Genomic DNA, 21,420 nt, shown 5'->3' with positions numbered 1-21,420 from the left:
GCAGTCTTTTCTTTGATATTGCCTTTCTTTGCAGGGCGGATTATTTTGTTGGAATAATACTCATAGCAAAGTGTAAAATAAAGGAACTGTGAGGGCAAATCATACAGACGAAGGTGATGTACATGATCGGCTGTCTTTGTATACACGGATTTACAGGTGCTCCGTTTGAAATCGAGCCGCTGACTGAGTATCTCAAGAAACATACTGCGTGGGAAGTGGCCGTCCCTACCCTGCCTGGACATGGGGACAGGCTGCAGCTGAAAGGCATTGAGTATAAAAAGTGGATAAGCCATGCAGAAGATGAACTCCAAAAGCTGATGGAAAAGTGTGATGAAGTCTATGTGATCGGTTTCTCCATGGGCGGGATCATTGCCAGTTATCTGGCAGTGCATTACCCCGTGAAAAAGCTGATCCTCTTAAGCGCGGCTGCCTATTATGTGAACCCGAAGCAGCTTGTGAAAGATATAGGAGAAATGATAAAGGACACCGTTAAAGGGAATCTCTTTAAGAATGAAATGTTTCTCAGGTATAATCGGAAAATCAGGGAAACCCCGATTGCAGCCACGCTGCAGTTCAGGAGGCTGGTATCTTCTGTTAGGCCGATCATTAACCAGATCAGGATTCCTACCCTGATTGCCCAGGGGGAAGTGGACGGAGTCGTCCCGCCGCGCAGTGCCACATACCTATATGAAAATATAGGAGCATCGTCCAAAAAGCTTATTTTTCTAAAAGAATCGAAGCACCTGATCTGCCACAGCGGCGAATGTGAAGGGCTGTTCCAGGATATATTGGAATTTCTGCAGCATGAGGCATAATTGCAAAGGGGGGGCACTTTATTGCAAAGCGCCCTTAAAAATGGTAAGATAAACCCTAAAGTGCCAAAGAGAAATTTCTTTGAAACCCGGACATACTCCACCTGGAGAATGTCTTTTTTCACTTTAATATATAGGTATGACTGCAAGGGGAGACTTCCGGGGCTGCCCGTTCGGCTTTATTATAAACATTGTTCATATACTGAATGAAATATAGCCAGCTGAAATAAGCTGCCATCTCCTTTACCGGGTTTCAGCAGCCAGGATCCCTCCACTCAGATCCCGGCAGAGATACAAGATCTTCGGGCCTCTTAGAACACTCCAAAACGCTTGCCTGCCGTTTTCAGTGCAGGAAAGCATGTTTTGCCATGAATTGTCCGAGCGGCAGCTTACCCTGCTGATCTGACGCTAATCACCATAAATAATTGCCAAGAAACAGAAGGAGAGAATACATTGACAAAGTTTCAAGATTTAGGCATCAGTCCTGCTACAATGAAATCACTAAAAAGAATGGGGTTTGAAGAAGCTACCCCGATCCAGGCCGAAACAATTCCTTTGAGCCTGGCAAATAAAGATCTGATCGGCCAGGCGCAGACCGGTACGGGAAAAACCGCTGCATTCGGAGTTCCGCTGATTGATAAAATCGACACAAGCAAGGATGTTATCCAGGGGATCATCATTGCTCCGACCCGGGAGCTTGCAATCCAGGTGTCTGAAGAACTGTATAAGATCGGCTATGGAAAAAGAGCACGCGTGCTTTCTATTTACGGTGGCCAGGATATCAACCGCCAGATCCGTGCCCTTAAAAAGCCCCCTCATATCATCGTTGGAACACCGGGAAGGGTACTTGACCATATTAAACGCAAAACGCTCCGCCTGGACAATGTTCACACAGCAATCCTTGACGAAGCAGATGAAATGCTGAACATGGGCTTCATCGAGGACATCGAATCCATTCTGGCAAGCGTTCCTGTGGAAAGACAAACACTCTTGTTCTCTGCCACAATGCCTGCACCGATCCAGAGAATGGCAGAAAGATTCATGAGGGACCCGCAGATCATCCGTGTCAAAGCAAAGGAAATGACGGTTCCGCTTATTGAGCAATTCTATGTGGAAGTACAGGAGAGAACCAAGTTTGACGTACTGACTCGCCTTCTGAATATCCAGTCGCCAGAACTGGCCATCATCTTTGGGCGTACCAAAAGGCGTGTAGATGAGCTTGCAGAGGCACTGAATTTGAGAGGCTTCCTTGCAGAAGGAATTCACGGAGACCTCAGCCAGGCAAAGCGTATGTCTGTCCTGAGAAAGTTCAAGGAAGGATCCATCGATGTTCTTGTTGCGACTGATGTTGCTGCGAGGGGTCTTGATATTTCCGGCGTAACACATGTATACAACTTTGACATCCCTCAGGATCCTGAAAGCTATGTTCACCGCATCGGCCGTACAGGGCGTGCAGGAAAAGAAGGAATGGCAATGACATTCATCACACCTCGCGAGAAATCTTACCTGGCTGTTGTTGAAAGAACGACCAAGAGCAAGATGGAAAAAATGGTGCCGCCTACGCTTGCTGAAGCCCTCGAAGGCCAGCAGAAGGCAGCAGTCGACAAGATTTCACAGGCAATCAGTGCCAATAACCTGGAAAACTATAAAGAGGCAGCTGATGAGCTTCTAGAGCAGCACGATGCTTCTGACGTTGTGGCAGCTGTCCTGAAGCTGTTGACGAAAGAGCCGGACGACACTCCTGTCAAGCTGACAGAAGAAAAGCCGCTTCCTTCCAAAAGGGACAGAAAGCCATATGACCGCAGAAGAAGCAATGACAATAGAAGAGGCAGCGACAACAGAAGAGGCTATGATTCCAAAAGGAAAGACGGCCAATACAAACCAAGGCAGGGACAGGGCGGACGCCGTCAGGGCAATTATTCCAACCGTACGTCTGACAGCAGCCGTTAATAGAATATAAAATTGGGCAGGGTACGGAATGACATCATTCCGTACCCTTTTTGCTGTTTAATCGGATTTTGGCGGAGGTGCACATAGTAATTTTCATCGTCTTTCGGAAGGATTCTACATAAAATCTCCTTTTTTCTACATAAAAAGGGATGGATTCTACATAAAACTGGGACGTTTCTACATAAATTCAAAGGGATTCTGCATAAAATACATAAATTACCATAAATCTCATGAAAACCAGCCCTCCTTTTTTAAAAAAGAAATTGCGCATACTAAGCGGGATAATGAACATAAAAGGGAGGTTGCTCTTTGACGATCATAAAGCTTGGATATGTGGCGATGAGTGTGCATCTGCAGAATTGCTCGCCTTCGCAGACGATGACCTACAAACAATTTTCCGGCATTAAGGACCGGGATGCAGCCATCAGGAAGCTTGAGAGGATCGCGATTTCCAATCTTGAAAATTGCCTGCGCCTCCTGAAGCATAATGCCGCACATGATATTTCCTTCTTCCGGCTCAGCTCCAAGCTGATTCCGCTTGCCAATCATGAGGAGCTGTCCGATTGGAAATACATGAGGCCGCTAAAGCCGGCTCTCCAGGAACTGGCGGACTATATTAAAGAACATAGAATGAGGGTCGATTTCCACCCCGATCATTTTGTCCTGCTGAATGCCCTGAAGCCGGAAATCCTGAATGTCTCGATCAAAACGCTTTCCATGCATAAAGCTTTGCTGAAGGGGATGGGGATTGAACCAGAGCACCGGTGTGTCCTGCATGTGGGGGGGGCTTACAATGACAAGGAGAAGGCACTGGAGCAGTTTGTCCATAACTGGGGGCTGATCCCGGCAGCCATCCAGCAGATGGTCATGCTGGAGAATGATGATACAGCCTTCACGCTGGATGATACGCTGTATTTATGCGAGAAGCTTGGCATCCCGCTTGTCTTTGACTATCACCATCATCTGGCCCACTTTGAAAATGAAGACTGGATAAGCAATTGGGAGCGGGTCACATCGACCTGGAAGCATGCGAAGCTTCCCATCAAGATGCATATATCAAGCCCCCGCTCCGCCAAGGACTTTCGGGCGCATGCTGATTATGTTGATCCTGTCATGTTCATGGACTTCCTGAAGAACATCAATGGGAGCGTACCGGAAATTCATTGCATGATTGAAGCGAAAAAGAAGGATGATGCTCTTTTCAGGCTGGCAGACTACCTCCGGAATGAGGCAGGTTTGGAAGAAGTGGACCAGGCAGCGTTCAAAATATAATTTCCTCACGGGCAGCCTGAAGTCCTGTATACTGGAAGGTATAAAAACTGAAGGACGGCTTAAAACTTAAAGTGCCTTTTCAGGAGGAATTATTTTATGAGCACCGGACCAAGAAAAAGGATTTCAAAAAGGGCCCTCCCGGTATGGAGGATATCAGGGGCGATCCACTCAGGCATTTTTGTGCTTGCGATGGGAGGGGCTGCGGCGCTTGCCTTTATTTTCGACGGGCCAGGATGGATCATCCCGGCTGCCGTCATCCTGGCATGTGTGTATATGTATTTTTTTATCATTCTTTTCCCTTCGCTGAAGTGGAAAAGGTGGCGCTATGAGGTGCGGGAGCAGGAGATCGAGCTTCAGCACGGCATATTCATTGTCAAAAGGACGCTGGTCCCAATGGTCAGGGTACAGCATGTCGATACAAGGCAGGGTCCGATCCTGAGGAAGTATGCGCTGGCCACCATTGCCGTGTCTACAGCAGCTACTGTTCATGAGATACCTGCGCTTGATATGGACGAAGCAGAAGGTTTGCGCCTCTCCATTTCAAAGCTGGCAAGGGTGGCTGATGAAGATGTCTGAGCCGAAGAGGCTGCATCCGATCTCTGCGGTTGCCAACTTTTTTAAGCAGCTTAAAGAACTTATTGTACCGTTTTTGGTATTCATTGTTTTCGGGTTCAAAAATTCAAACTGGGACCTTTTCTACCTGATTGGCTCTGCAGCTGTAGTCCTCCTCGTGCTGGCGGGCGGCATCCTGAAGTGGCTCCGCTTTACCTACCGGATAGAGGAGGGGGAGCTCCGGATTGAATATGGGGTCTTTGTCCGCAAGAAAAGGTATATCCCCTTTGAAAGGATTCAGAGCCTGGATTTTTCCGAAGGCATTCTGCACCGTCCGTTCGGGTTAGTGAAAGTCAAGGTGGAAACGGCAGGGACGAGCGGGACTCAGGAGGCAGAGGCGACCCTGACAGCCATTACCAAAGCGGAGGCTGCCGCCATCCAGGCGGAGCTTACAGCGGAGAAGGGCAGCGGGGACGGAGAGAAGGAGGAGGCCCGCATCAGCGGACAAGACATTTATAAGATCTCCCCCGGACAGCTTCTGCTGCTTGCATCCACTTCCGGCGGGGCGGGGGTGGTCATTTCCGCGGTGATTGCTTTTTTCTTTCAGTTTGAGGAGATCATTCCCTATGAAGCTCTTTTTCACCGCTTTGAGCATTTTGCAGAGAATGGCGTCATTTTCATCAGCGGGGCTGTATTTCTGCTCCTGCTGCTGGCATGGGTGATCGCTGTCATTGGGACAATGCTGAAATATGCGGGCTTTACCGTCAGAAGAGAGGAAGATGACCTGGTCATCTCCAGGGGACTTTTGGAGAAAAGGCAGCTCACGATTCCCCTGCACAGGATACAGGCGCTCCGCTTCAGTGAAAATCCTGCCAGGCAGCCGCTCGGATTCGGTACTTTATATGTGGAAAGCGCTGGCGGGTCGGCAGTGGATAGGGATAGTGCCAAGGTGATGCTTTTACCGCTTATCCAAAGGAATGAATTGGGGGAGATGATCGGGCATCATTTTACAGATTATAACGCCGGAATCGAGCTTGCGGGACTGCCGAAAAGGGCGCTTCCGCGGTATCTTCTCAGGGGGCTCCTTTTTGCGGCTTTATTCATAATTGTGCCGCCGGCCATCTTTCGTCCATGGGGATTTCTGTCCCTTTTGCTGCTCCTGCCGGCCGTGGTCTGGTCCTTTTTGAAATTCAGGGCAGCAGGGTGGCATATCAGCGGCAGCCAGCTGACGCTCCGATACAGGACGTTCAGCAAGCATACGGTTTATATGATGAAGAATAAGGTGCAGTCGCTCAGCCTGAAGGAAAGCCGCTTTCAAAGACGGAAGCAGCTTGCGACAGTGGAAGCTACTGTCAAGTCCGGCTCGGGAGGGTCTGGCGGGAAGGCAGCTGACCTGGACATAAGTGATGCAGAACAGATTTATGAATGGTACTCCAGAGAAAAATAACAGCTATAAAGAAAAGCGCCGGCTGGCGCTTTTTCTGCATTATCTATTCCTTTTTAATGAAAGGGCCCCTATAAGAAACCCGGAGATGAAACCGAAGATATGCGCCGAAATATTGATGTTTGGCTGGATGAAGGTCATAATAAGCCCAATGACGGCTATCGTAATGATGATCTGTGAATTCTCGCGAGACATCAAGTCTTTCCGGAAGTATGCGACCGCTGCAAAGAAGCCAAACAGGCCGAAGATGGCCCCGCTTGAGCCGACATGCGTGTAGGTGAGCGGCTCAAGCAGCAGGGTGGCGACATTGGCCGAAATGCCGGTGATAAGGTAGATGCCGGCAAATCTCGCCTTTCCTGCAATCCTCTCCAGGGCAGGGCCGAACAGGACAAGTGAAAAGCTGTTAAACAGGACATGCGTAAAGCCGCTGTGCATGAATATCGGTGAGGCAAGCCGCCATACCTCACCTTCCCTGATGAATAAATTGACTCCGGCAAGCCTTTCAAATATGTAGGAATTCGGAAATACAGGCAGAACAGTCAGCAAATAGAGTAGTATATTCAAAAGCAAAATGATGGAGACAATGGGATAGAAGCGGATGAATTCCCTGAAGCTCTCTGTCCTTGTAAACATAGCAGTCCCCTTTCTATTTTTATCAGTTAAGGAAGGTTAATTATACTATAGCGTGAAAGAGCCGGAAATGGCCACTGCTTGTATACTATTGTGTATGCAAGCTGCAAACCAATTAGAAGGATGATGCATGTGATTGAAGGGATCGGCATTGATATCGTTGAAATCGGAAGAATCAGCAGGATGGCCAATCGGGCAAAGTTTTCAGAACGCATCCTGACAGAGCGGGAACTGGCTAAATATATAACGCTGAGCGATAAGAGGCAGCTTGAATTCATTGCAGGCCGGTTTGCGGCAAAGGAAGCTTTTTCGAAGGCTAATGGCACAGGGATAGGAAGCGAGCTGTCTTTTCAGGATATTGAAATATCAAATGACCGCAAAGGGAAGCCATTCTTCAGCAAGCCTGAAAGGGAAGGCCTCCATCTTTCCATTTCCCACAGTGAAAGCTATGCTGTTGCCCAGGTTGTCATTGAAACCCCGCTGCCGGAAATCCGTGACTAAAAAGCTGTCATAGGCCAAGTCATATTCCCGGAGGTTGTCTCATATATTCATAGTGCGACAGGAGAGACAAGGCTATCCGATTTGCCAGCCTGCATTCATGCGGCGGCTTTCCGGGCTTGCCAAGCCTCTCCTTCAGAAAGCGGAATGCCTGTAAGCAGGCAGGAAGCGCACAATTGATGAAATGAGACAGAAGGGGTTGAAGGAATGAAGAAAAGATTGTTCATGCTTCTCGCCGGGCTTTTGGCCATCTTTGCCTTAACTGCCTGTGGAACTAAATCACAAGAGGATGTGGTGAAGGAGCTTGGCGGAAAAGTGGAGGAACTGAAGGGATATAAAGCAGAAGCGAAAATGACCCTTCAGATGGGCACGGAGCCTCAGACTTATGCGATTGAAATCTGGCATAAAGAACCTGCTTACTATCGCGTCAGTCTGAAAAATCCTGAAAAGAATCAAAGCCAGATGATCCTCCGCAATGATGAAGGCGTTTTTGTCCTGACACCGGCCCTCAACAAGAGCTTCAAGTTCCAGAGCGACTGGCCGCAGAACAGCAGCCAGGCTTATCTGTACGAGTCCCTGCTGCAGGATATCCTCGAAGATAAAGAGGCGAAATTCAGCGCCACTAAGGAACATTATGTTTTTGAAACAAAGACGAGATACCAGAACAACAAGATGCTTCCTTACCAGGAAATCACCCTTGATAAAAAGGACCTTGCCCCTGTCAGCGTCAAGGTCATGGATTCAGACAGGAACCCGCTGGTGACCGTCGACTTCTCCAAGGTTGACTTCAAGGCTGCCCTTGATAAAAAAGATTTCGATACCCAGAAAAATATGACCGGGGCCCAGATCGAGGTTCCAGTCATGGCAGAAGAAGCGGCCAGTGAGGAATTCTCTGTCAAATATCCGCAGGCCGAGCTTGAAAATGTCAGCCTGATCGATGAAAAAGAAATCAGCATGGAGGATGGCAAACGCTTCATCCTGACTTACGGCGGCGACAAGTCCTTCACACTCATCCAGGAAAAAGCAGATGTCATGCCGGCAAACACCTCCTATACTTCCGAATCAGGGGAGCCGGTGGATCTTGGCTTCACAATAGGGGCCATTGACGACAATAAAATCAGCTGGACCCACGGCGGGGTGGAATATATCATCGCATCCAGCGACCTGACGAGGGAAGAAATGGTCATGCTTGCACAATCCGTGCAGGGGGATGCAGTGAAATAATGGAAAGGCAGATGCTCTGGAACGGGCATCTGCCTTCTTTTTGCTGCGGCTGATTTACGGAGAAAGCCGCCTCTGCATTTCGATTTGTCCAGCTCCGGCTCCTAGGTGCTCGAGTCATAAGCCAATCAGGCCAGAAGGTTAAAGAACAACCTTCCGTCCTGCTCGTCTTATGGATGAGGCCCGCAGGACGCGGGTCATGCAGGTGTTGTCACAGGACGTGGCGTTCTTAGCCTGCGTTCCTTAATATGAGCAAGCGCCCTCCGCATTTCTTGTTGTCCAGCTCCGGGCGCTAGCCCCTCGAGTCATAAGCCAATCAGGCCAGAAGGTTAAAGAACAACCTTCCGTCCTGCTCGTCTTATGCTTGTCGGGGCTGAGCAAGCGCCCTCCGCATTTCTTATTGTCCAGCTGCAGCGGCTAGGGACTCGAGACATAAGTCAGCCTGGCTAAAAGGTTAAAGAGCAAACCTTTCATCCAGTCTGTCTTATGCTTGTCGTCCCTGGGCAAGCCGCCTCCGCATTTCGGTTGACATTAAGATTCCAGAGTTCGATAATAATTTGTATACTTTTTGAACGGAAGGAAAAGGACGTGAATGGCAATGGATTATCCCACAGGGTTTTACCGGGATACATGGGCTGAAATTAATCTTGATCATATAAAAGAAAATGTGAAATCTATGAGAAAGCTTCTTCCTGGGGATGTGAAGCTGTTTGCTGTGGTGAAAGCAAACGGATACGGGCATGGAGATATCCAGGCTGCGAGGGCGGCCCTTGAGGCTGGGGCGGATTGCCTGGCTGTTGCCTTTTTGGATGAGGCTCTTTCACTCAGGCAGAGGGGAATTGAGGCTCCGATTCTGGTATTAGGTGCCAGCAGGCCAGAGGATGCACCACTGGCTGCATCTGCGGATATAACCCTGACGGTTTTCCAGGTAAGCTGGCTCGAGAAGGCACTTCCTTGTCTGCAAGGGAAGAGACTGACTTTCCATATAAAGCTCGATACCGGAATGGGGCGGATCGGCGTACGGGAGAAGGACGAGCTGCGTGCCATTGAGAAGCTTGCGGGGAGGGAGGATGCCTTTGAGCTGCAAGGCATCTACACTCATTTTGCAACAGCAGATGAACTGGACGATTCCTATTTCCGGGAGCAGCTCGGCCGATTCAGGGAAATGCTGTCTTGGCTCGGCGAGGTGCCGGAAATGGTCCATACCAGCAATAGTGCTGCTTCGCTCAGATATCCTGAAGCCCGCTTTAATGCTGTCAGGATGGGAATCAGCATGTATGGCCTTACCCCATCGCCGGAAATTGAGCATGAGCTGCCATTCCCGCTAAAGGAGGCTTTCTCGCTTCATGCCAGGATCGTACATGTGAAAAAGCTCCAAAAAGGTGATAAAGTCAGCTATGGCGCCACCTATGAAGCAGAAGGAGACGAATGGATCGGCACACTCCCAATCGGCTATGCCGACGGCTGGATCCGCAGGCTGCAGGGACAGGAAGTGCTGGTGAATGGGAGCAGAGTCCCCATTGTCGGACGTATCTGTATGGATCAATGCATGATCCGCCTGCCATACGAGGTGGAGCCTGGAACAGCCGCGACCCTGATAGGTGAGCAGGAAGGCAGTATGATCTCTGTCAATGAAATTGCGGCAAAGCTTGAGACCATCAATTACGAGGTCACCTGCATGATCTCCAGCCGGGTGCCGCGCGTATATAAGCAGGAAGAAAAGACTGTGGATCTGAATAACCCGCTTCTTGGCAGGCAGAGCAGGCTTTGAGCGGGGGGGTATCCCTGCTCATCCCGTTCCAGCTCAGCCATTTCATTCATATTTCAGGAAATAAATGCGTATTAATGCATAAAAGGATATTTTTTTGGCCGATAATACAGAGGAATTGCTGATTAGTCCTTTGCACAGCAGCTGAATAATGGTAATATAAAAAATGGTAGAGATAAAAAATGGTGTGTAGTGATGGTGGAGGTGTATGTTTGTGTCTGAGTCCAGCGCAACAACAGAGATCATGGTAAAGTTACCGCAGCATCTTTTAACCGAGTTAGAAAGCTTTGTTAAGCAGGAGAATGTCAATCGGAGCGAATTCATTTATCAGGCAACGAAAATGTATTTGCGTGAGCGGAAGAAGAGACAAATTCGTGAGTCGATGAGAAGAGGCTACATGGAAATGGCAAAAATTAATCTGACGATTGCATCTGAGGCATTCCAAGCGGAATATGAGGCAGAACACACAGTTGAACGTCTAGTAAGCGGAGGATAATCCTTTGATTGTCAAACGTGGCGACGTTTATTTTGCAGACCTATCCCCAGTTGTTGGTTCAGAACAAGGCGGCGTACGTCCAGTACTTGTCATCCAAAACGACATCGGGAATCGGTTCAGTCCCACAGTAATAGTTGCAGCCATTACAGCCCAAATTCAAAAAGCTAAGCTGCCTACTCACGTTGAAATTGATGCGAAGCGTTACGGTTTTGAACGAGACTCTGTCATTCTGTTGGAACAAATTCGTACAATTGATAAACAACGCTTAACCGATAAGATAACCCATCTCGATGACGAAATGATGGAAAAAGTGGATGAAGCTTTGCAAATAAGCTTGGGTCTTATTGAATTCTAGTTATAAGCACGCACGCTCTTTATGGGTGTCTTTTTATAACACACAGATTTCGCTGTGTCTTCCGGAAAACCAAGAGATAAAGGATTTGCTTTATCTCGGGTACATATCAAATTTTAACCTACTTTATATTGTGTATCTGCTGAGGACAAGCATGTGTGTTGCTTGTCTTTTATTATGTCTATTTTTTGCAGGACAGGGTAGATTGCAAAGGTTTAATCATCCGAAAAACGGGTAAAATTAAAAGTCTTTCTTCTAGTGCCAATACTTAGAGGTTTTATTTGACTGTGCCTAACTGTTATCATTAAATGGTATATATATATATTTTGTTTACATTTTTAAATTTGGTTTACAAGTGCAGGGTAACTCCATCTTTAGAAATATTTGTATGTTAAAATGGGGAGGATCAAATGGATAAAAAGGTTTTGGATTATATTCAAGCTCGAAAAGATGAGATCTTCAATGAATGGGTCAGCAGCACGAAGGAAAACGCGGATGAACGGGTGATACGCGTAGTTTCGGACCAGGTTTTCACAGGCACGAGCTATGAGTTCATCGATTTGATTATTTCGAATATAAAGGGTACGAACGAGGAGTTCACCTCCAAACTGTCCGATTTTGCCGAAAAAGTAGTCCGGCTCGGCTGGCCGCTGAGTTTTGTGACGAAAGGGCTGCAGACCTTCGGAAAAGTCGTTTCTGATGGAATGCAGGAGGAAGGGCTGATTACGCCCGAGAACCAGCTGGACATCGTCAAGGATTTTGAAAGCTGGATGACGCCTGTCTCCAATGAAATTGTCGATATGTATTCCTCGACCTGGGAAAGAACCGTCTCCCTGCAGAAAATCGCCCTTCAAGAGCTGTCCGCTCCATTAATCCCTGTTTTTGAAGGTATTACTGTAATGCCCCTGGTGGGCACCATAGATACGGAACGCGCAAAGCAAATCATGGAGAATCTCCTGAATGGAGTGGTCAAACATCGATCGGAAGTGGTTTTAATAGATATAACGGGTGTGCCTGTCGTGGATACCATGGTGGCTCATCATATCATCCAGGCAGCGGATGCCGTCCGCCTGGTGGGCGCCAAGTGCATGCTTGTCGGGATCAGGCCTGAAATAGCCCAGACCATTGTGAATCTGGGGATCGACCTGAATCAATTTACAACGAAGAACACACTGAAAAAGGGAATTGAAGCAGCACTTGAACTGACTAGCCGTAAAATTGTAGCTGTGGAGGGAGAACAGTGAGAATACCTATATTAAAATTGCATGACTGTCTGCTAGTGTCCATTCAATGGGAACTTGATGACCAGACAGCACTACAGTTTCAGGAAGACCTGCTCCATAAGATTCATGAAACCAGTGCAAACGGGGTTGTTATAGACTTAACATCCATTGACTTTATCGATTCTTTTATTGCCAAGGTCCTTGGCGACGTTATAAACATGTCCAAACTGATGGGTGCAAAAGTCGTCATTACCGGTATACAGCCAGCTGTAGCTATTACGCTAATTGAATTAGGCATAGGGTTAGATGATGTCCTTACTGCATTAGATCTAGAAAAAGGTTTGGAGAAACTTCAACAGGAATTGGGGGATTAAACTGTATGGGTATCCAATCCTGCGTAAAAATCATTAATGAATGGGACATCGTAGCAGCACGCCAGCTGGGGCGTAATGTTGCAAAGGAGCTTGGGTTCGGTACAGTGGACCAGGCCCGTATTACGACGGCCATCAGTGAACTGGCCAGGAATATATACTTATATGCCGGACAAGGTCAAATATGTATAGAGAAAATTTATGACGGCGGCAAAGCGGGATTGCAGATCGTAGCAGTGGACAGCGGCCCTGGAATAAATGATATGCGCCAAGTCATGGAGGATGGGTTCTCTACCTCCGGCGGACTGGGAGCCGGTCTGCCTGGGGTCAAGAGACTGATGGACGAATTCTACATCAACTCATCGCCCGGAGACGGTACAGATATAAGAGCGACTAAATGGCTTCGTTAGGGGGAGGCATTATGGATTTCCGAGAAATGATGGAATCAAAGTATCGGGATATTCTAGAGAATTATTTAAAAGACCAGTCAGAACAGACACTGTATCAAGGTCAAAAATTCAGTAGAAAATCCATTGAACATAAAATATCACCAGAGGAAATCATCAGTCTTCACAAAAGTCTTTTGTTTGAAATTTATCCTGAGCTTCCCGAAAATGTACTTCATTCCTTTGATGTACTGCTTGAAGTGATGATCGGCTACGGACTTGCTTACCGTGAGCACCAGAGCTTAAGGCACAAACAGGAAGAATTGAGGTCCGAAATGGAAATTGCCGCGAACGTCCAGCAGACTCTGCTCGGCACGAGCGTACCAGCCGTCGATTCCCTTGATATAGGGGCAATCAGCGTTCCGGCAAAACATATGAACGGGGACTATTATCATTTTGTTCAGGATGAGCATAATAACATAAGCATAGCCATTGCCGATGTCATCGGCAAAGGAATTCCAGCAGCCTTGTGCATGTCAATGATCAAATATGCCATGGACAGCCTGCCGGAAAACCGGCATGAGCCAAGCAGCGTGCTTGAGAACCTGAACAGGGTCGTAGAGCAGAACGTCGACCCAAGCATGTTCATTACCATGTTCTACGGAATGTACAATACGGAAAGCCATCTTTTCCATTACGCTTCTGCAGGCCATGAACCCGGTTTCTATTATAATGCCGAAAAAGATGAATTCAGCGAGACGACGGCCAAGGGACTGCTGCTCGGGGTCGACAAGCGGACGAAGTATAAGCAGTTCGAGAAGGAGGTTCATCCCGGGGACATGATCGTGCTCATGTCGGATGGGGTGACTGAGTGCCGGACAGATGAAGGCTTCATTGAAAAAGATACGCTGATTGGATATATACGCAAATACATCCATCTCAGCGCGCAGGAGATAGTCACAAATATTTATAAAGAACTTGAAAAGCTTCAGCATTTTCAATTGCGTGATGATTTTACATTAATAATATTGAAAAGGAATGTTTAGCGTTTCATCGCGCCGGGTATAAGGTAAGAGCAATTGACATGTTAAGAGGTGGGGTCTAGTTATGAATATTACGATAGATTTGAAAGAGAATGATACATTGGTACAAGCTAAAATAAGCGGAGAAATTGATGCATATACAGCTCCGAAGCTAAGAGAATCATTATTCCCGCTTTCTGAAAAAGAGGCAGTTGAAATGGTTGTGGACCTTTCGGAAGTATCTTATATGGACAGTACAGGATTAGGCGTTTTTGTCGGGGTTTTCAAAAATGTACGCTCCAACAATGGCAAGTTTCAGATTGTCGGCCTTTCTGAACGTCTGAAAAGGCTGTTCGAAATTACGGGCCTAGCCGATATTATTGATATTAACAGCCAGATTGAGGGTGGGGTACAATGAGTCAACCGTTTGATTACTTAGAAATGAAAATTCCGGCCAAGCCAGAATTTGTCGGAGTTATCCGGCTGACATTGTCAGGCATCGCAAGCCGAATGGGATTTTCTTATGATGAAATAGAAGATTTGAAGATCGCGACAAGTGAAGCTTGCACAAACGCTGTGCAGCATGCTTATAAAACGAGTGAAAAAGGTGAAGTGGTTATTGGCTTTGGCCTATATAACGACCGTCTCGAGGTTATGGTGGCTGACAGCGGTAAAAGCTTTGACTTCCAATCTGCACGCGAAGGCATTGGTCCCTATGATCAAACGGATTCTGTCGAATTTCTGCGTGAAGGAGGACTGGGCCTTTACTTGATCGAAACATTGATGGACGAGGTTAGAATCCATCATAAAGAGGGTGTGACGGTCTTTATGACCAAGTACCTGGAAGGAGAGCAGGTGGAGAGGGATGCAGAAACAATCTCAACCTAACCAGAGATCCAAAGAAGAAATAAATGATTTAATCAAAGCCTATCAGGAAAATCAGGATGAAGAAGCCCAGGAGATACTCGTCAGAAATTACAAAGCCCTGGTTGAGACGATTGCCAGGAAGTATTCAAAGGGACGCTCCTACCATGAGGATATTGCACAGGTAGGAATCATCGGCCTGCTGGGAGCCATTCGCCGTTATGATGAAACCTTCGGGAAAAGCTTTGAAGCTTTTGCTGTCCCGACGATCATCGGGGAAATCAAGCGATTTCTGCGCGATAAAACATGGAGCGTGCATGTACCTCGCCGGATAAAGGAATTAGGACCGAAGATAAAAACAACGGTTGAAGAACTGACGACCCAGCTTCACAGATCTCCGAGGGTTGATGAAATAGCGGACGAAATCGGGGTCTCTGAAGAAGAAGTACTGGAAGCAATGGAAATGGGCAAGAGCTATCAGGCCCTTTCTGTCGATCACTCCATTGAGGCCGATTCTGACGGAGGAACGGTTACCCTTTTAGATATTGTGGGCAATGTGGATGAAGGATTTGAAAAGGTCAATCAGCGGATGGTACTTGAAAGAGTGCTCCATGTCCTGACAGACCGCGAAAAACAAATCATTCAATACACCTATCTGGAGAATATGAGCCAAAAAGATGCCGGGGACAAGCTTGGGATTTCCCAAATGCATGTGTCAAGGCTGCAGAGAAGGGCCATTAAAAAGCTCCAGGAAGCGATCAATGCTGAAAGCAATAACTCGGAGTGCCTTTCATGACGCATATTGTCAAAGATAATCTTGAGGTCCTCGCTCATCAGACAGCAAAAGAAGGAAAGTCCCAATGTGGGGATGGCTATTTTTTTACAGCAACAGAGGAATACTTTGTCTGCGTCCTGGCAGATGGACTGGGAAGCGGCCAATATGCCCATGAAGCATCTTCTGCTGTCATCCAGGTGGTAGAAGAAAACCACCAGGAAGATGTTGATACCCTTATGAAGCTGTGCAATAAGGTGCTGGTTCAGAAAAGGGGAGCGGCTGTTTCGGTATTCAAGGCTGATCTTATCAATAAAGAATTTGTATACAGCTGTGTCGGGAATATCCGATTCTTTTTGTATTCAGCAGCAGGCAAATTGACGTATCCGCTCCCAGTAACAGGCTATCTGTCCGGAAGGCCGCAGGTGTTCAATACACAGCGGTTCAATTATGAAGCCAAATCCAAATTTCTTATCCACTCGGATGGCTTTAATATCAGCGGAGTAAAGTCCCTGCTCAAAAGCTTTATGCCGATTGATTGTATTGCCGAAGAGATTAAAAGCAAATATTCAAACAGCACTGATGATTCAACCTTTATTATTGGGAGCCTGCTCTAATGAGAGCCGGCTTTTTTTCTTTGTTTGGGAAACCTGGATATATTTGATAAAATAGTAGTAGAAAATCGAAGGTTGTGGGGGATTGAATTTGGAGAAGACTGCACATAAACAGGAAGAGATGTTAAAGCTCGTGTCAGCTGAATTGAAGATAAACAGCAAACAGGTGAAAAGTGTCATCAGCCTGCTGGAGGATGGGAATACGGTTCCTTTTATTGCCCGGTACCGGAAAGAGCAGACAGGTGCATTGGATGAGGTGCAAATCCGGAACATTATGGAGCGATGGCAATACATACAGAATCTTGAACAGCGGAAAGAAGAAGTGCTGAGGACGATAGAAGAACAGGGTAAGCTGACGCCGGAGCTTGCTGCCCAAATCGGAAAAGCGGTCAAACTGCAGGAGGTAGAGGATCTGTATCGCCCTTATAAGCAGAAGCGGAGGACAAAGGCTACCCAGGCGAAGGAAAAAGGGCTTGAGCCGTTAGCAGAGTGGATGCTGGCGTTCACCAAAGAACCGGTTGAAGAGAAAGCGGCTGCGTTTATTTCTGAGGAAAAAGGAGTGAATACAGCTGAAGAAGCCATTGCTGGTGCCAGGGATATCATTGCTGAAATGGTCTCTGATGATCCGGAAAGCAGAAAGTGGATCAGAAGGGAAACCTTCAAAAACGGTAAAATTGAAACTTCTGTAAAAGATGCAGACAATGATGAGAAAAAGGTCTATGAAATGTATTACGAATATGAGGAGCCGATCAGTAAAATCGTTCCTCACAGAATTCTGGCTGTAAACCGCGGCGAAAAGGAAGATATCCTCAGAGCGGCAATCCGGCCGAATATAGATATGATGCAGAGCTACTTGAAGAAAAAATGGGTCAAAAATCTTTCTTCCCCCTCTGCTGTACCGGTAAGCGAAGCGATTGAGGATGGATATAAAAGGCTGATCCAGCCGTCCATCGAGCGGGAAATCCGGAATGAATTGACGGAGAAGGCAGAGGAACAGGCCATCCATATATTCTCGGAGAATTTGAGGAACCTCCTGCTTCAGCCGCCTCTTAAAGGAAAGGTTGTTCTTGGGGTGGATCCTGCGTACCGTACAGGCTGCAAACTGGCAGTTGTTGACGAGACGGGAAAAGTAATGGACATTGGCGTTATATATCCTCATCCGCCGGTCTCTAAAACAAAGGATGCAAAAGAAAAAGTAAAACAAATCATTAAAACTTTCAAAGTCGAAATGGTAGCGATCGGAAACGGTACAGCTTCAAGAGAAACCGAGCAATTCATTGCAGATATCCTAAAAGAACTGAGCGGCGATATTTATTATATTATTGTAAACGAAGCCGGGGCGAGTGTCTATTCAGCATCAGACCTTGCCAGGGAAGAATTCCCTGATTTCCAGGTGGAAGAACGGAGTGCTGTATCTATCGCCCGCCGCCTGCAGGATCCATTGGCTGAGCTGGTTAAAATTGACCCTAAATCTGTAGGGGTGGGCCAATACCAGCATGATGTATCTCAAAAAAGGCTGAGTGAATCCCTTACATTTGTCGTTGAAACAGCCGTAAACCAGGTCGGCGTTAATGTTAATACAGCTTCATCTTCTCTCTTGCAGTATGTGGCAGGCTTATCAAAGACAGTTGCCAATAATATTGTTAAGAAAAGAGAGGAAGAAGGCAAATTCTTATCAAGGGTCCAGCTGAAAAAGATTCCCAGACTGGGAGCTAAAACTTATGAGCAAGCTATCGGCTTTCTGCGCATTGCGGGTGGAAAAGAGCCGCTTGACAGGACGAGTATCCACCCTGAGAGCTATCAGGATGCCGTCAAGCTTCTGTCCAGGCTTGGATTTAAAACAACTGATATTGGATCAGAAGAGCTGAAAGCAGCACTTGCCGGAATTGATATCAAACAAACAGCGGAAGAGCTTGAAACAGGTGAACTGACGCTCAAGGATATCATCGATGCTCTCAGGAGCCCTGCGAGAGATCCGCGTGATGATCTCGCTAAGCCTATCCTCAAAACAGATGTTTTGAAGCTTGAAGATTTAAAGCCTGGCATGGAGCTTCAAGGAACAGTCAGGAATGTAGTGGATTTTGGCGCTTTTGTCGATATCGGCGTAAAGCAGGACGGGCTTGTCCATATATCAAAGCTGCGAAAACAGTTTGTGAAGCATCCACTGGATGTTGTATCGGTGGGAGATGTGGTGACAGTGTGGGTGGACAGTATTGACAGCCAAAAGGGAAGAGTGGCCCTGACCATGCTTTCTGATCAATGATCAATTACAGAAGGAGGAGTGTCAGCATGCACTCCCCCTTTTTATTAGTTCACTGCAAGTGTTTCTTTCTATAGAAATACCAGCACTGGTTCAGCAATTTAATCTGATATCGGTTTTTCTCCAGGAATGCACGCTGAATCTGATTTTGAAACCATGTAGGCATAGGAACCCTCCTGTAGTAAAATCTGTATATATAGCCTATGCAGGGCAAGGTTGTCACGTGAACCTGCGGTGCTGATAAAACCAAGTAAAAAGGGCATAACTAGAAAGGATACAATGGAATGAACGATCAAGAACTCCAACTGCTGACCGAAAGGATTTCAAAAGAATATTTTCAAAAGCCATTCCGGCACAAAGCTTATTTTAACCCTCGTTTGCGGACAACCGGAGGCAGATATATTTTAAGCACCCATAATATTGATATAAATAAAAGCTATCTTGATCAGCTGGGAAGAGAAGAGCTGGTCGGCATCATCAAGCATGAGTTATGCCATTATCACCTCCACCTGGAGGGGAAGGGATACCGGCATAAAGACAAGGATTTCAGATTGCTGTTAGAACAAGTGGGTGCACCAAGATTTTGCTCTGCTTTACCGGACAGGCCAAAGAGGAAGGATGCTAAAGTAATTGCCTATACATGCTCAGGCTGCGGCCAGCTCTATAAGAGAAGGCGATCGATCAATACATCAAAATATGTATGCGGAAAGTGCAGGGGAAGGCTCGTGAAGTCAGGAGAAATCAAGGCAGATTAAGTTTAAATAGGCCTATTAAAACTTTTTTAAAAACATAGTTGACTTTTGGTTTCTGGATTCTTATAATAGTAAGAGTCGATAAGATGTTAAAGACATTCCGCAGTAGCTCAGTGGTAGAGCATTCGGCTGTTAACCGAACGGTCGCAGGTTCGAGTCCTGCCTGCGGAGCCATATGGGGAAGTACTCAAGTGGCTGAAGAGGCGCCCCTGCTAAGGGTGTAGGTCGGGCAACCGGCGCGAGGGTTCAAATCCCTCCTTCTCCGCCAGATACAACCTGGTCTTATGATGGCCCCTTGGTCAAGCGGTTAAGACACCGCCCTTTCACGGCGGTAACACGGGTTCGAATCCCGTAGGGGTCACTTGCAATATATTGTTTTCTTTCTTAAAGATGGTCCCGTGGTGTAGCGGTTAACATGCCTGCCTGTCACGCAGGAGATCGCGGGTTCGATTCCCGTCGGGACCGCCATTTTTCTCAAAAAAACATTGGGCTATAGCCAAGCGGTAAGGCAACGGACTTTGACTCCGTCATGCGTTGGTTCGAATCCAGCTAGCCCAGCCATTTTTGAGCCATTAGCTCAGTCGGTAGAGCATCTGACTTTTAATCAGAGGGTCGAAGGTTCGAGTCCTTCATGGCTCACCATTTAATCTCTATATGCGGGTGTGGCGGAATTGGCAGACGCACCAGACTTAGGATCTGGCGCCGCAAGGCGTGGGGGTTCGACTCCCTTCACCCGCATCAGCATTATTTACCAGTTGATATTCACTTGATTACCTGGTATAATAAGTTTTGCTGTCACTTATAATATGCGGTCGTGGCGGAATGGCAGACGCGCTAGGTTGAGGGCCTAGTGGGGGTTAACCCCGTGGAGGTTCAAGTCCTCTCGGCCGCACCAAAAAACTTATTGACAACCGAAAGTGGTTGTGATAAGATATAAAAGTTGCTTCTTAAAAAAAGCAATTCAAAATATGCGCCCGTAGCTCAATTGGATAGAGCGTCTGACTACGGATCAGAAGGTTATGGGTTCGACTCCTTTCGGGCGCGCCATATTTTACGGGGAGTAGCTCAGCTTGGTAGAGCACTTGGTTTGGGACCAAGGGGTCGCAGGTTCGAATCCTGTCTTCCCGACCATGAGTATTTCAAGTTTAATATGCGGGTGTAGTTTAATGGTAAAACCTCAGCCTTCCAAGCTGATGTCGTGGGTTCGATTCCCATCACCCGCTCCAATTTAAAGATTGTCCTTTGAAAACTGAACGAACAAAAACGTCAACGTTAATCTTAATTTTTTATCAGAGCTAAATCTTACTCTTATATGGAGAGTTTGATCCTGGCTCAGGACGAACGCTGGCGGCGTGCCTAATACATGCAAGTCGAGCGGACGGATGGGAGCTTGCTCCCTGAAGTCAGCGGCGGACGGGTGAGTAACACGTGGGCAACCTGCCTGTAAGACTGGGATAACTTCGGGAAACCGGAGCTAATACCGGATAATGCATTTCCCCTCATGGGGATATGCTGAAAGATGGTTTCGGCTATCACTTACAGATGGGCCCGCGGCGCATTAGCTAGTTGGTGAGGTAACGGCTCACCAAGGCAACGATGCGTAGCCGACCTGAGAGGGTGATCGGCCACACTGGGACTGAGACACGGCCCAGACTCCTACGGGAGGCAGCAGTAGGGAATCTTCCGCAATGGACGAAAGTCTGACGGAGCAACGCCGCGTGAGTGATGAAGGTTTTCGGATCGTAAAACTCTGTTGTCAGGGAAGAACAAGTGCCGGAGTAACTGCCGGCACCTTGACGGTACCTGACCAGAAAGCCACGGCTAACTACGTGCCAGCAGCCGCGGTAATACGTAGGTGGCAAGCGTTGTCCGGAATTATTGGGCGTAAAGCGCGCGCAGGCGGTCTCTTAAGTCTGATGTGAAAGCCCACGGCTCAACCGTGGAGGGTCATTGGAAACTGGGGGACTTGAGTGCAGAAGAGGAAAGTGGAATTCCACGTGTAGCGGTGAAATGCGTAGAGATGTGGAGGAACACCAGTGGCGAAGGCGACTTTCTGGTCTGTAACTGACGCTGAGGCGCGAAAGCGTGGGGAGCAAACAGGATTAGATACCCTGGTAGTCCACGCCGTAAACGATGAGTGCTAAGTGTTAGAGGGTTTCCG

At 47.3% G+C, this 21,420-nt stretch carries 22 protein-coding genes, 11 tRNA genes and 1 rRNA gene; 32 read left to right on the top strand and 2 right to left on the bottom strand.

Translation table 11 applies throughout. The features are described 5' to 3' along the window. The first annotated feature begins 122 nt into the window (after positions 1-122). The 5 genes from FZD51_RS22600 to FZD51_RS22580 all read left to right on the top strand — a co-directional run bounded on the left by FZD51_RS22600 (position 123) and on the right by FZD51_RS22580 (position 6,033). The gene (locus FZD51_RS22600) at positions 123-815 is read left to right on the top strand and encodes an alpha/beta hydrolase (protein WP_009795773.1); all 693 of its coding nucleotides are present in this window, start codon (positions 123-125) and stop codon (positions 813-815) included. A 450-nt stretch (positions 816-1,265) separates the two neighbouring features. Then, positions 1,266-2,762 (top strand): degradosome RNA helicase CshA, encoded by a 1,497-nt coding sequence (gene cshA / locus FZD51_RS22595; protein ID WP_148976806.1) that lies wholly within the window; start codon positions 1,266-1,268, stop codon positions 2,760-2,762. Positions 2,763-3,071: 309 nt separating this feature from the next. Next, positions 3,072-4,034 carry a UV DNA damage repair endonuclease UvsE gene (gene uvsE / locus FZD51_RS22590; RefSeq protein ID WP_148976804.1) on the top strand — a complete coding sequence of 321 codons (963 nt, stop codon included), beginning with the start codon at positions 3,072-3,074 and terminating at the stop codon, positions 4,032-4,034. A 96-nt stretch (positions 4,035-4,130) separates the two neighbouring features. Next, complete coding sequence (locus FZD51_RS22585; RefSeq protein WP_148976802.1) at positions 4,131-4,610, top strand: PH domain-containing protein; 480 nt, start codon at positions 4,131-4,133, stop codon at positions 4,608-4,610. After that, positions 4,603-6,033, top strand: a complete 1,431-nt coding sequence (locus tag FZD51_RS22580; RefSeq protein WP_338120405.1) for a PH domain-containing protein — start codon at positions 4,603-4,605, stop codon at positions 6,031-6,033. Before FZD51_RS22585 ends, FZD51_RS22580 begins: the two co-directional genes overlap by 8 nt. Before the next feature lie 39 nt (positions 6,034-6,072). Here FZD51_RS22580 and FZD51_RS22575 read toward each other — a convergent pair whose 3' ends face one another. Continuing rightward, positions 6,073-6,663, bottom strand: coding sequence for a rhomboid family intramembrane serine protease (locus FZD51_RS22575; RefSeq protein ID WP_148976799.1), 591 nt, complete (start codon positions 6,661-6,663; stop codon positions 6,073-6,075). 129 nt (positions 6,664-6,792) lie between these two features. Here FZD51_RS22575 and acpS point away from each other — a divergent pair, with 129 nt between their 5' ends. From acpS to FZD51_RS22505, 14 genes are all read left to right on the top strand, one after another. Then, on the top strand, positions 6,793-7,161 hold the full coding sequence (gene acpS / locus FZD51_RS22570) for a holo-ACP synthase (RefSeq protein WP_148976868.1): 369 nt from the start codon (positions 6,793-6,795) through the stop codon (positions 7,159-7,161). 204 nt (positions 7,162-7,365) lie between these two features. Next, positions 7,366-8,382 carry a LolA family protein gene (locus FZD51_RS22565; RefSeq protein ID WP_022543252.1) on the top strand — a complete coding sequence of 339 codons (1,017 nt, stop codon included), beginning with the start codon at positions 7,366-7,368 and terminating at the stop codon, positions 8,380-8,382. 589 nt (positions 8,383-8,971) lie between these two features. Further along, the gene (gene alr, locus FZD51_RS22560; RefSeq protein WP_148976798.1) at positions 8,972-10,150 is read left to right on the top strand and encodes an alanine racemase; all 1,179 of its coding nucleotides are present in this window, start codon (positions 8,972-8,974) and stop codon (positions 10,148-10,150) included. 211 nt (positions 10,151-10,361) lie between these two features. Continuing rightward, positions 10,362-10,643, top strand: coding sequence for a CopG family ribbon-helix-helix protein (locus FZD51_RS22555; RefSeq protein ID WP_009795786.1), 282 nt, complete (start codon positions 10,362-10,364; stop codon positions 10,641-10,643). A 4-nt stretch (positions 10,644-10,647) separates the two neighbouring features. Further along, positions 10,648-10,998, top strand: coding sequence for a type II toxin-antitoxin system endoribonuclease NdoA (ndoA, locus tag FZD51_RS22550; protein ID WP_009795787.1), 351 nt, complete (start codon positions 10,648-10,650; stop codon positions 10,996-10,998). Between the two features lie 407 nt (positions 10,999-11,405). Further along, the gene (locus FZD51_RS22545) at positions 11,406-12,239 is read left to right on the top strand and encodes an RsbT co-antagonist protein RsbRA (protein ID WP_148976797.1); all 834 of its coding nucleotides are present in this window, start codon (positions 11,406-11,408) and stop codon (positions 12,237-12,239) included. Continuing rightward, positions 12,236-12,592 carry an STAS domain-containing protein gene (locus FZD51_RS22540; RefSeq protein WP_009795789.1) on the top strand — a complete coding sequence of 119 codons (357 nt, stop codon included), beginning with the start codon at positions 12,236-12,238 and terminating at the stop codon, positions 12,590-12,592. The genes FZD51_RS22545 and FZD51_RS22540 overlap by 4 nt, the downstream gene beginning before the upstream one ends. A 5-nt stretch (positions 12,593-12,597) precedes the next feature. Continuing rightward, entirely contained in the window at positions 12,598-12,999 is a 402-nt protein-coding gene (locus FZD51_RS22535; protein ID WP_148976796.1) for an anti-sigma regulatory factor, read from the top strand. A gap of 11 nt (positions 13,000-13,010) precedes the next feature. After that, entirely contained in the window at positions 13,011-14,021 is a 1,011-nt protein-coding gene (locus FZD51_RS22530) for a PP2C family protein-serine/threonine phosphatase (RefSeq protein WP_148976795.1), read from the top strand. Positions 14,022-14,082: 61 nt separating this feature from the next. Beyond that, on the top strand, positions 14,083-14,415 hold the full coding sequence (locus tag FZD51_RS22525; RefSeq protein ID WP_009795792.1) for an anti-sigma factor antagonist: 333 nt from the start codon (positions 14,083-14,085) through the stop codon (positions 14,413-14,415). Continuing rightward, the gene (gene rsbW, locus FZD51_RS22520) at positions 14,412-14,885 is read left to right on the top strand and encodes an anti-sigma B factor RsbW (protein WP_101552667.1); all 474 of its coding nucleotides are present in this window, start codon (positions 14,412-14,414) and stop codon (positions 14,883-14,885) included. The genes FZD51_RS22525 and rsbW overlap by 4 nt, the downstream gene beginning before the upstream one ends. Next, on the top strand, positions 14,863-15,657 hold the full coding sequence (gene sigB / locus FZD51_RS22515; protein ID WP_148976794.1) for an RNA polymerase sigma factor SigB: 795 nt from the start codon (positions 14,863-14,865) through the stop codon (positions 15,655-15,657). Before rsbW ends, sigB begins: the two co-directional genes overlap by 23 nt. Then, positions 15,654-16,250, top strand: coding sequence for a PP2C family serine/threonine-protein phosphatase (locus FZD51_RS22510; protein WP_148976792.1), 597 nt, complete (start codon positions 15,654-15,656; stop codon positions 16,248-16,250). The genes sigB and FZD51_RS22510 overlap by 4 nt, the downstream gene beginning before the upstream one ends. Before the next feature lie 118 nt (positions 16,251-16,368). After that, positions 16,369-18,510, top strand: coding sequence for a Tex family protein (locus tag FZD51_RS22505; RefSeq protein WP_187445867.1), 2,142 nt, complete (start codon positions 16,369-16,371; stop codon positions 18,508-18,510). A gap of 49 nt (positions 18,511-18,559) precedes the next feature. Here the strand turns inward: FZD51_RS22505 and cmpA are convergent, their stop codons facing one another. Next, positions 18,560-18,673 carry a cortex morphogenetic protein CmpA gene (cmpA, locus tag FZD51_RS22500; RefSeq protein ID WP_009795797.1) on the bottom strand — a complete coding sequence of 38 codons (114 nt, stop codon included), beginning with the start codon at positions 18,671-18,673 and terminating at the stop codon, positions 18,560-18,562. 118 nt (positions 18,674-18,791) lie between these two features. On the opposite strand from cmpA, the gene FZD51_RS22495 reads away from it, so the two are divergent. The 13 genes from FZD51_RS22495 to FZD51_RS22435 all read left to right on the top strand — a co-directional run. Then, positions 18,792-19,262 carry a SprT family protein gene (locus FZD51_RS22495; protein WP_148976788.1) on the top strand — a complete coding sequence of 157 codons (471 nt, stop codon included), beginning with the start codon at positions 18,792-18,794 and terminating at the stop codon, positions 19,260-19,262. 96 nt (positions 19,263-19,358) lie between these two features. After that, a tRNA-Asn gene (locus FZD51_RS22490) sits at positions 19,359-19,433 on the top strand. Between the two features lie 3 nt (positions 19,434-19,436). Next, positions 19,437-19,527 (top strand) — tRNA-Ser (locus FZD51_RS22485). A 21-nt stretch (positions 19,528-19,548) separates the two neighbouring features. After that, a tRNA-Glu gene (locus tag FZD51_RS22480) sits at positions 19,549-19,620 on the top strand. A 31-nt stretch (positions 19,621-19,651) separates the two neighbouring features. Continuing rightward, a tRNA-Asp gene (locus tag FZD51_RS22475) sits at positions 19,652-19,727 on the top strand. Positions 19,728-19,745: 18 nt separating this feature from the next. After that, positions 19,746-19,820 (top strand) — tRNA-Gln (locus tag FZD51_RS22470). Positions 19,821-19,825: 5 nt separating this feature from the next. Next, a tRNA-Lys gene (locus tag FZD51_RS22465) sits at positions 19,826-19,901 on the top strand. 14 nt (positions 19,902-19,915) lie between these two features. Continuing rightward, positions 19,916-19,997: transfer RNA gene (locus FZD51_RS22460), tRNA-Leu, on the top strand. Positions 19,998-20,067: 70 nt separating this feature from the next. Further along, positions 20,068-20,154 (top strand) — tRNA-Leu (locus tag FZD51_RS22455). 75 nt (positions 20,155-20,229) lie between these two features. Next, a tRNA-Arg gene (locus FZD51_RS22450) sits at positions 20,230-20,306 on the top strand. 7 nt (positions 20,307-20,313) lie between these two features. After that, positions 20,314-20,390 (top strand) — tRNA-Pro (locus FZD51_RS22445). A 21-nt stretch (positions 20,391-20,411) separates the two neighbouring features. Then, positions 20,412-20,485 (top strand) — tRNA-Gly (locus FZD51_RS22440). Between the two features lie 83 nt (positions 20,486-20,568). Then, positions 20,569-21,420, top strand: a 16S ribosomal RNA gene (locus tag FZD51_RS22435); the annotation flags it as partial.

The sequence above is a fragment of the Bacillus infantis genome (genome assembly GCF_008180445.1).
GTDB classification, from domain to species: domain Bacteria; phylum Bacillota; class Bacilli; order Bacillales; family Cytobacillaceae; genus Bacillus_AB; species Bacillus_AB infantis_B.
The sequence above is the reverse complement of the archived record's forward strand: the minus strand, read 5'-3'. Positions and strand labels throughout refer to the sequence as shown.

What these genes read in the sequence shown, in the direction of transcription:
- FZD51_RS22600 (WP_009795773.1), top strand. Translation starts at nt 123, where the DNA reads ATGATCGGCTGTCTTTGTATACACGGATTTACAGGTGCTCCGTTTGAA.
- FZD51_RS22585 (WP_148976802.1), top strand. Translation starts at nt 4,131, where the DNA reads ATGAGCACCGGACCAAGAAAAAGGATTTCAAAAAGGGCCCTCCCGGTA.
- FZD51_RS22580 (WP_338120405.1), top strand. Translation starts at nt 4,603, where the DNA reads ATGTCTGAGCCGAAGAGGCTGCATCCGATCTCTGCGGTTGCCAACTTT.
- FZD51_RS22575 (WP_148976799.1), bottom strand. Translation starts at nt 6,663, where the DNA reads ATGTTTACAAGGACAGAGAGCTTCAGGGAATTCATCCGCTTCTATCCC.
- FZD51_RS22565 (WP_022543252.1), top strand. Translation starts at nt 7,366, where the DNA reads ATGAAGAAAAGATTGTTCATGCTTCTCGCCGGGCTTTTGGCCATCTTT.
- alr (WP_148976798.1), top strand. Translation starts at nt 8,972, where the DNA reads ATGGCAATGGATTATCCCACAGGGTTTTACCGGGATACATGGGCTGAA.
- FZD51_RS22545 (WP_148976797.1), top strand. Translation starts at nt 11,406, where the DNA reads ATGGATAAAAAGGTTTTGGATTATATTCAAGCTCGAAAAGATGAGATC.
- FZD51_RS22535 (WP_148976796.1), top strand. Translation starts at nt 12,598, where the DNA reads ATGGGTATCCAATCCTGCGTAAAAATCATTAATGAATGGGACATCGTA.
- FZD51_RS22530 (WP_148976795.1), top strand. Translation starts at nt 13,011, where the DNA reads ATGGATTTCCGAGAAATGATGGAATCAAAGTATCGGGATATTCTAGAG.
- FZD51_RS22525 (WP_009795792.1), top strand. Translation starts at nt 14,083, where the DNA reads ATGAATATTACGATAGATTTGAAAGAGAATGATACATTGGTACAAGCT.
- rsbW (WP_101552667.1), top strand. Translation starts at nt 14,412, where the DNA reads ATGAGTCAACCGTTTGATTACTTAGAAATGAAAATTCCGGCCAAGCCA.
- sigB (WP_148976794.1), top strand. Translation starts at nt 14,863, where the DNA reads ATGCAGAAACAATCTCAACCTAACCAGAGATCCAAAGAAGAAATAAAT.
- FZD51_RS22510 (WP_148976792.1), top strand. Translation starts at nt 15,654, where the DNA reads ATGACGCATATTGTCAAAGATAATCTTGAGGTCCTCGCTCATCAGACA.
- FZD51_RS22505 (WP_187445867.1), top strand. Translation starts at nt 16,369, where the DNA reads ATGTTAAAGCTCGTGTCAGCTGAATTGAAGATAAACAGCAAACAGGTG.
- cmpA (WP_009795797.1), bottom strand. Translation starts at nt 18,673, where the DNA reads ATGCCTACATGGTTTCAAAATCAGATTCAGCGTGCATTCCTGGAGAAA.
- FZD51_RS22495 (WP_148976788.1), top strand. Translation starts at nt 18,792, where the DNA reads ATGAACGATCAAGAACTCCAACTGCTGACCGAAAGGATTTCAAAAGAA.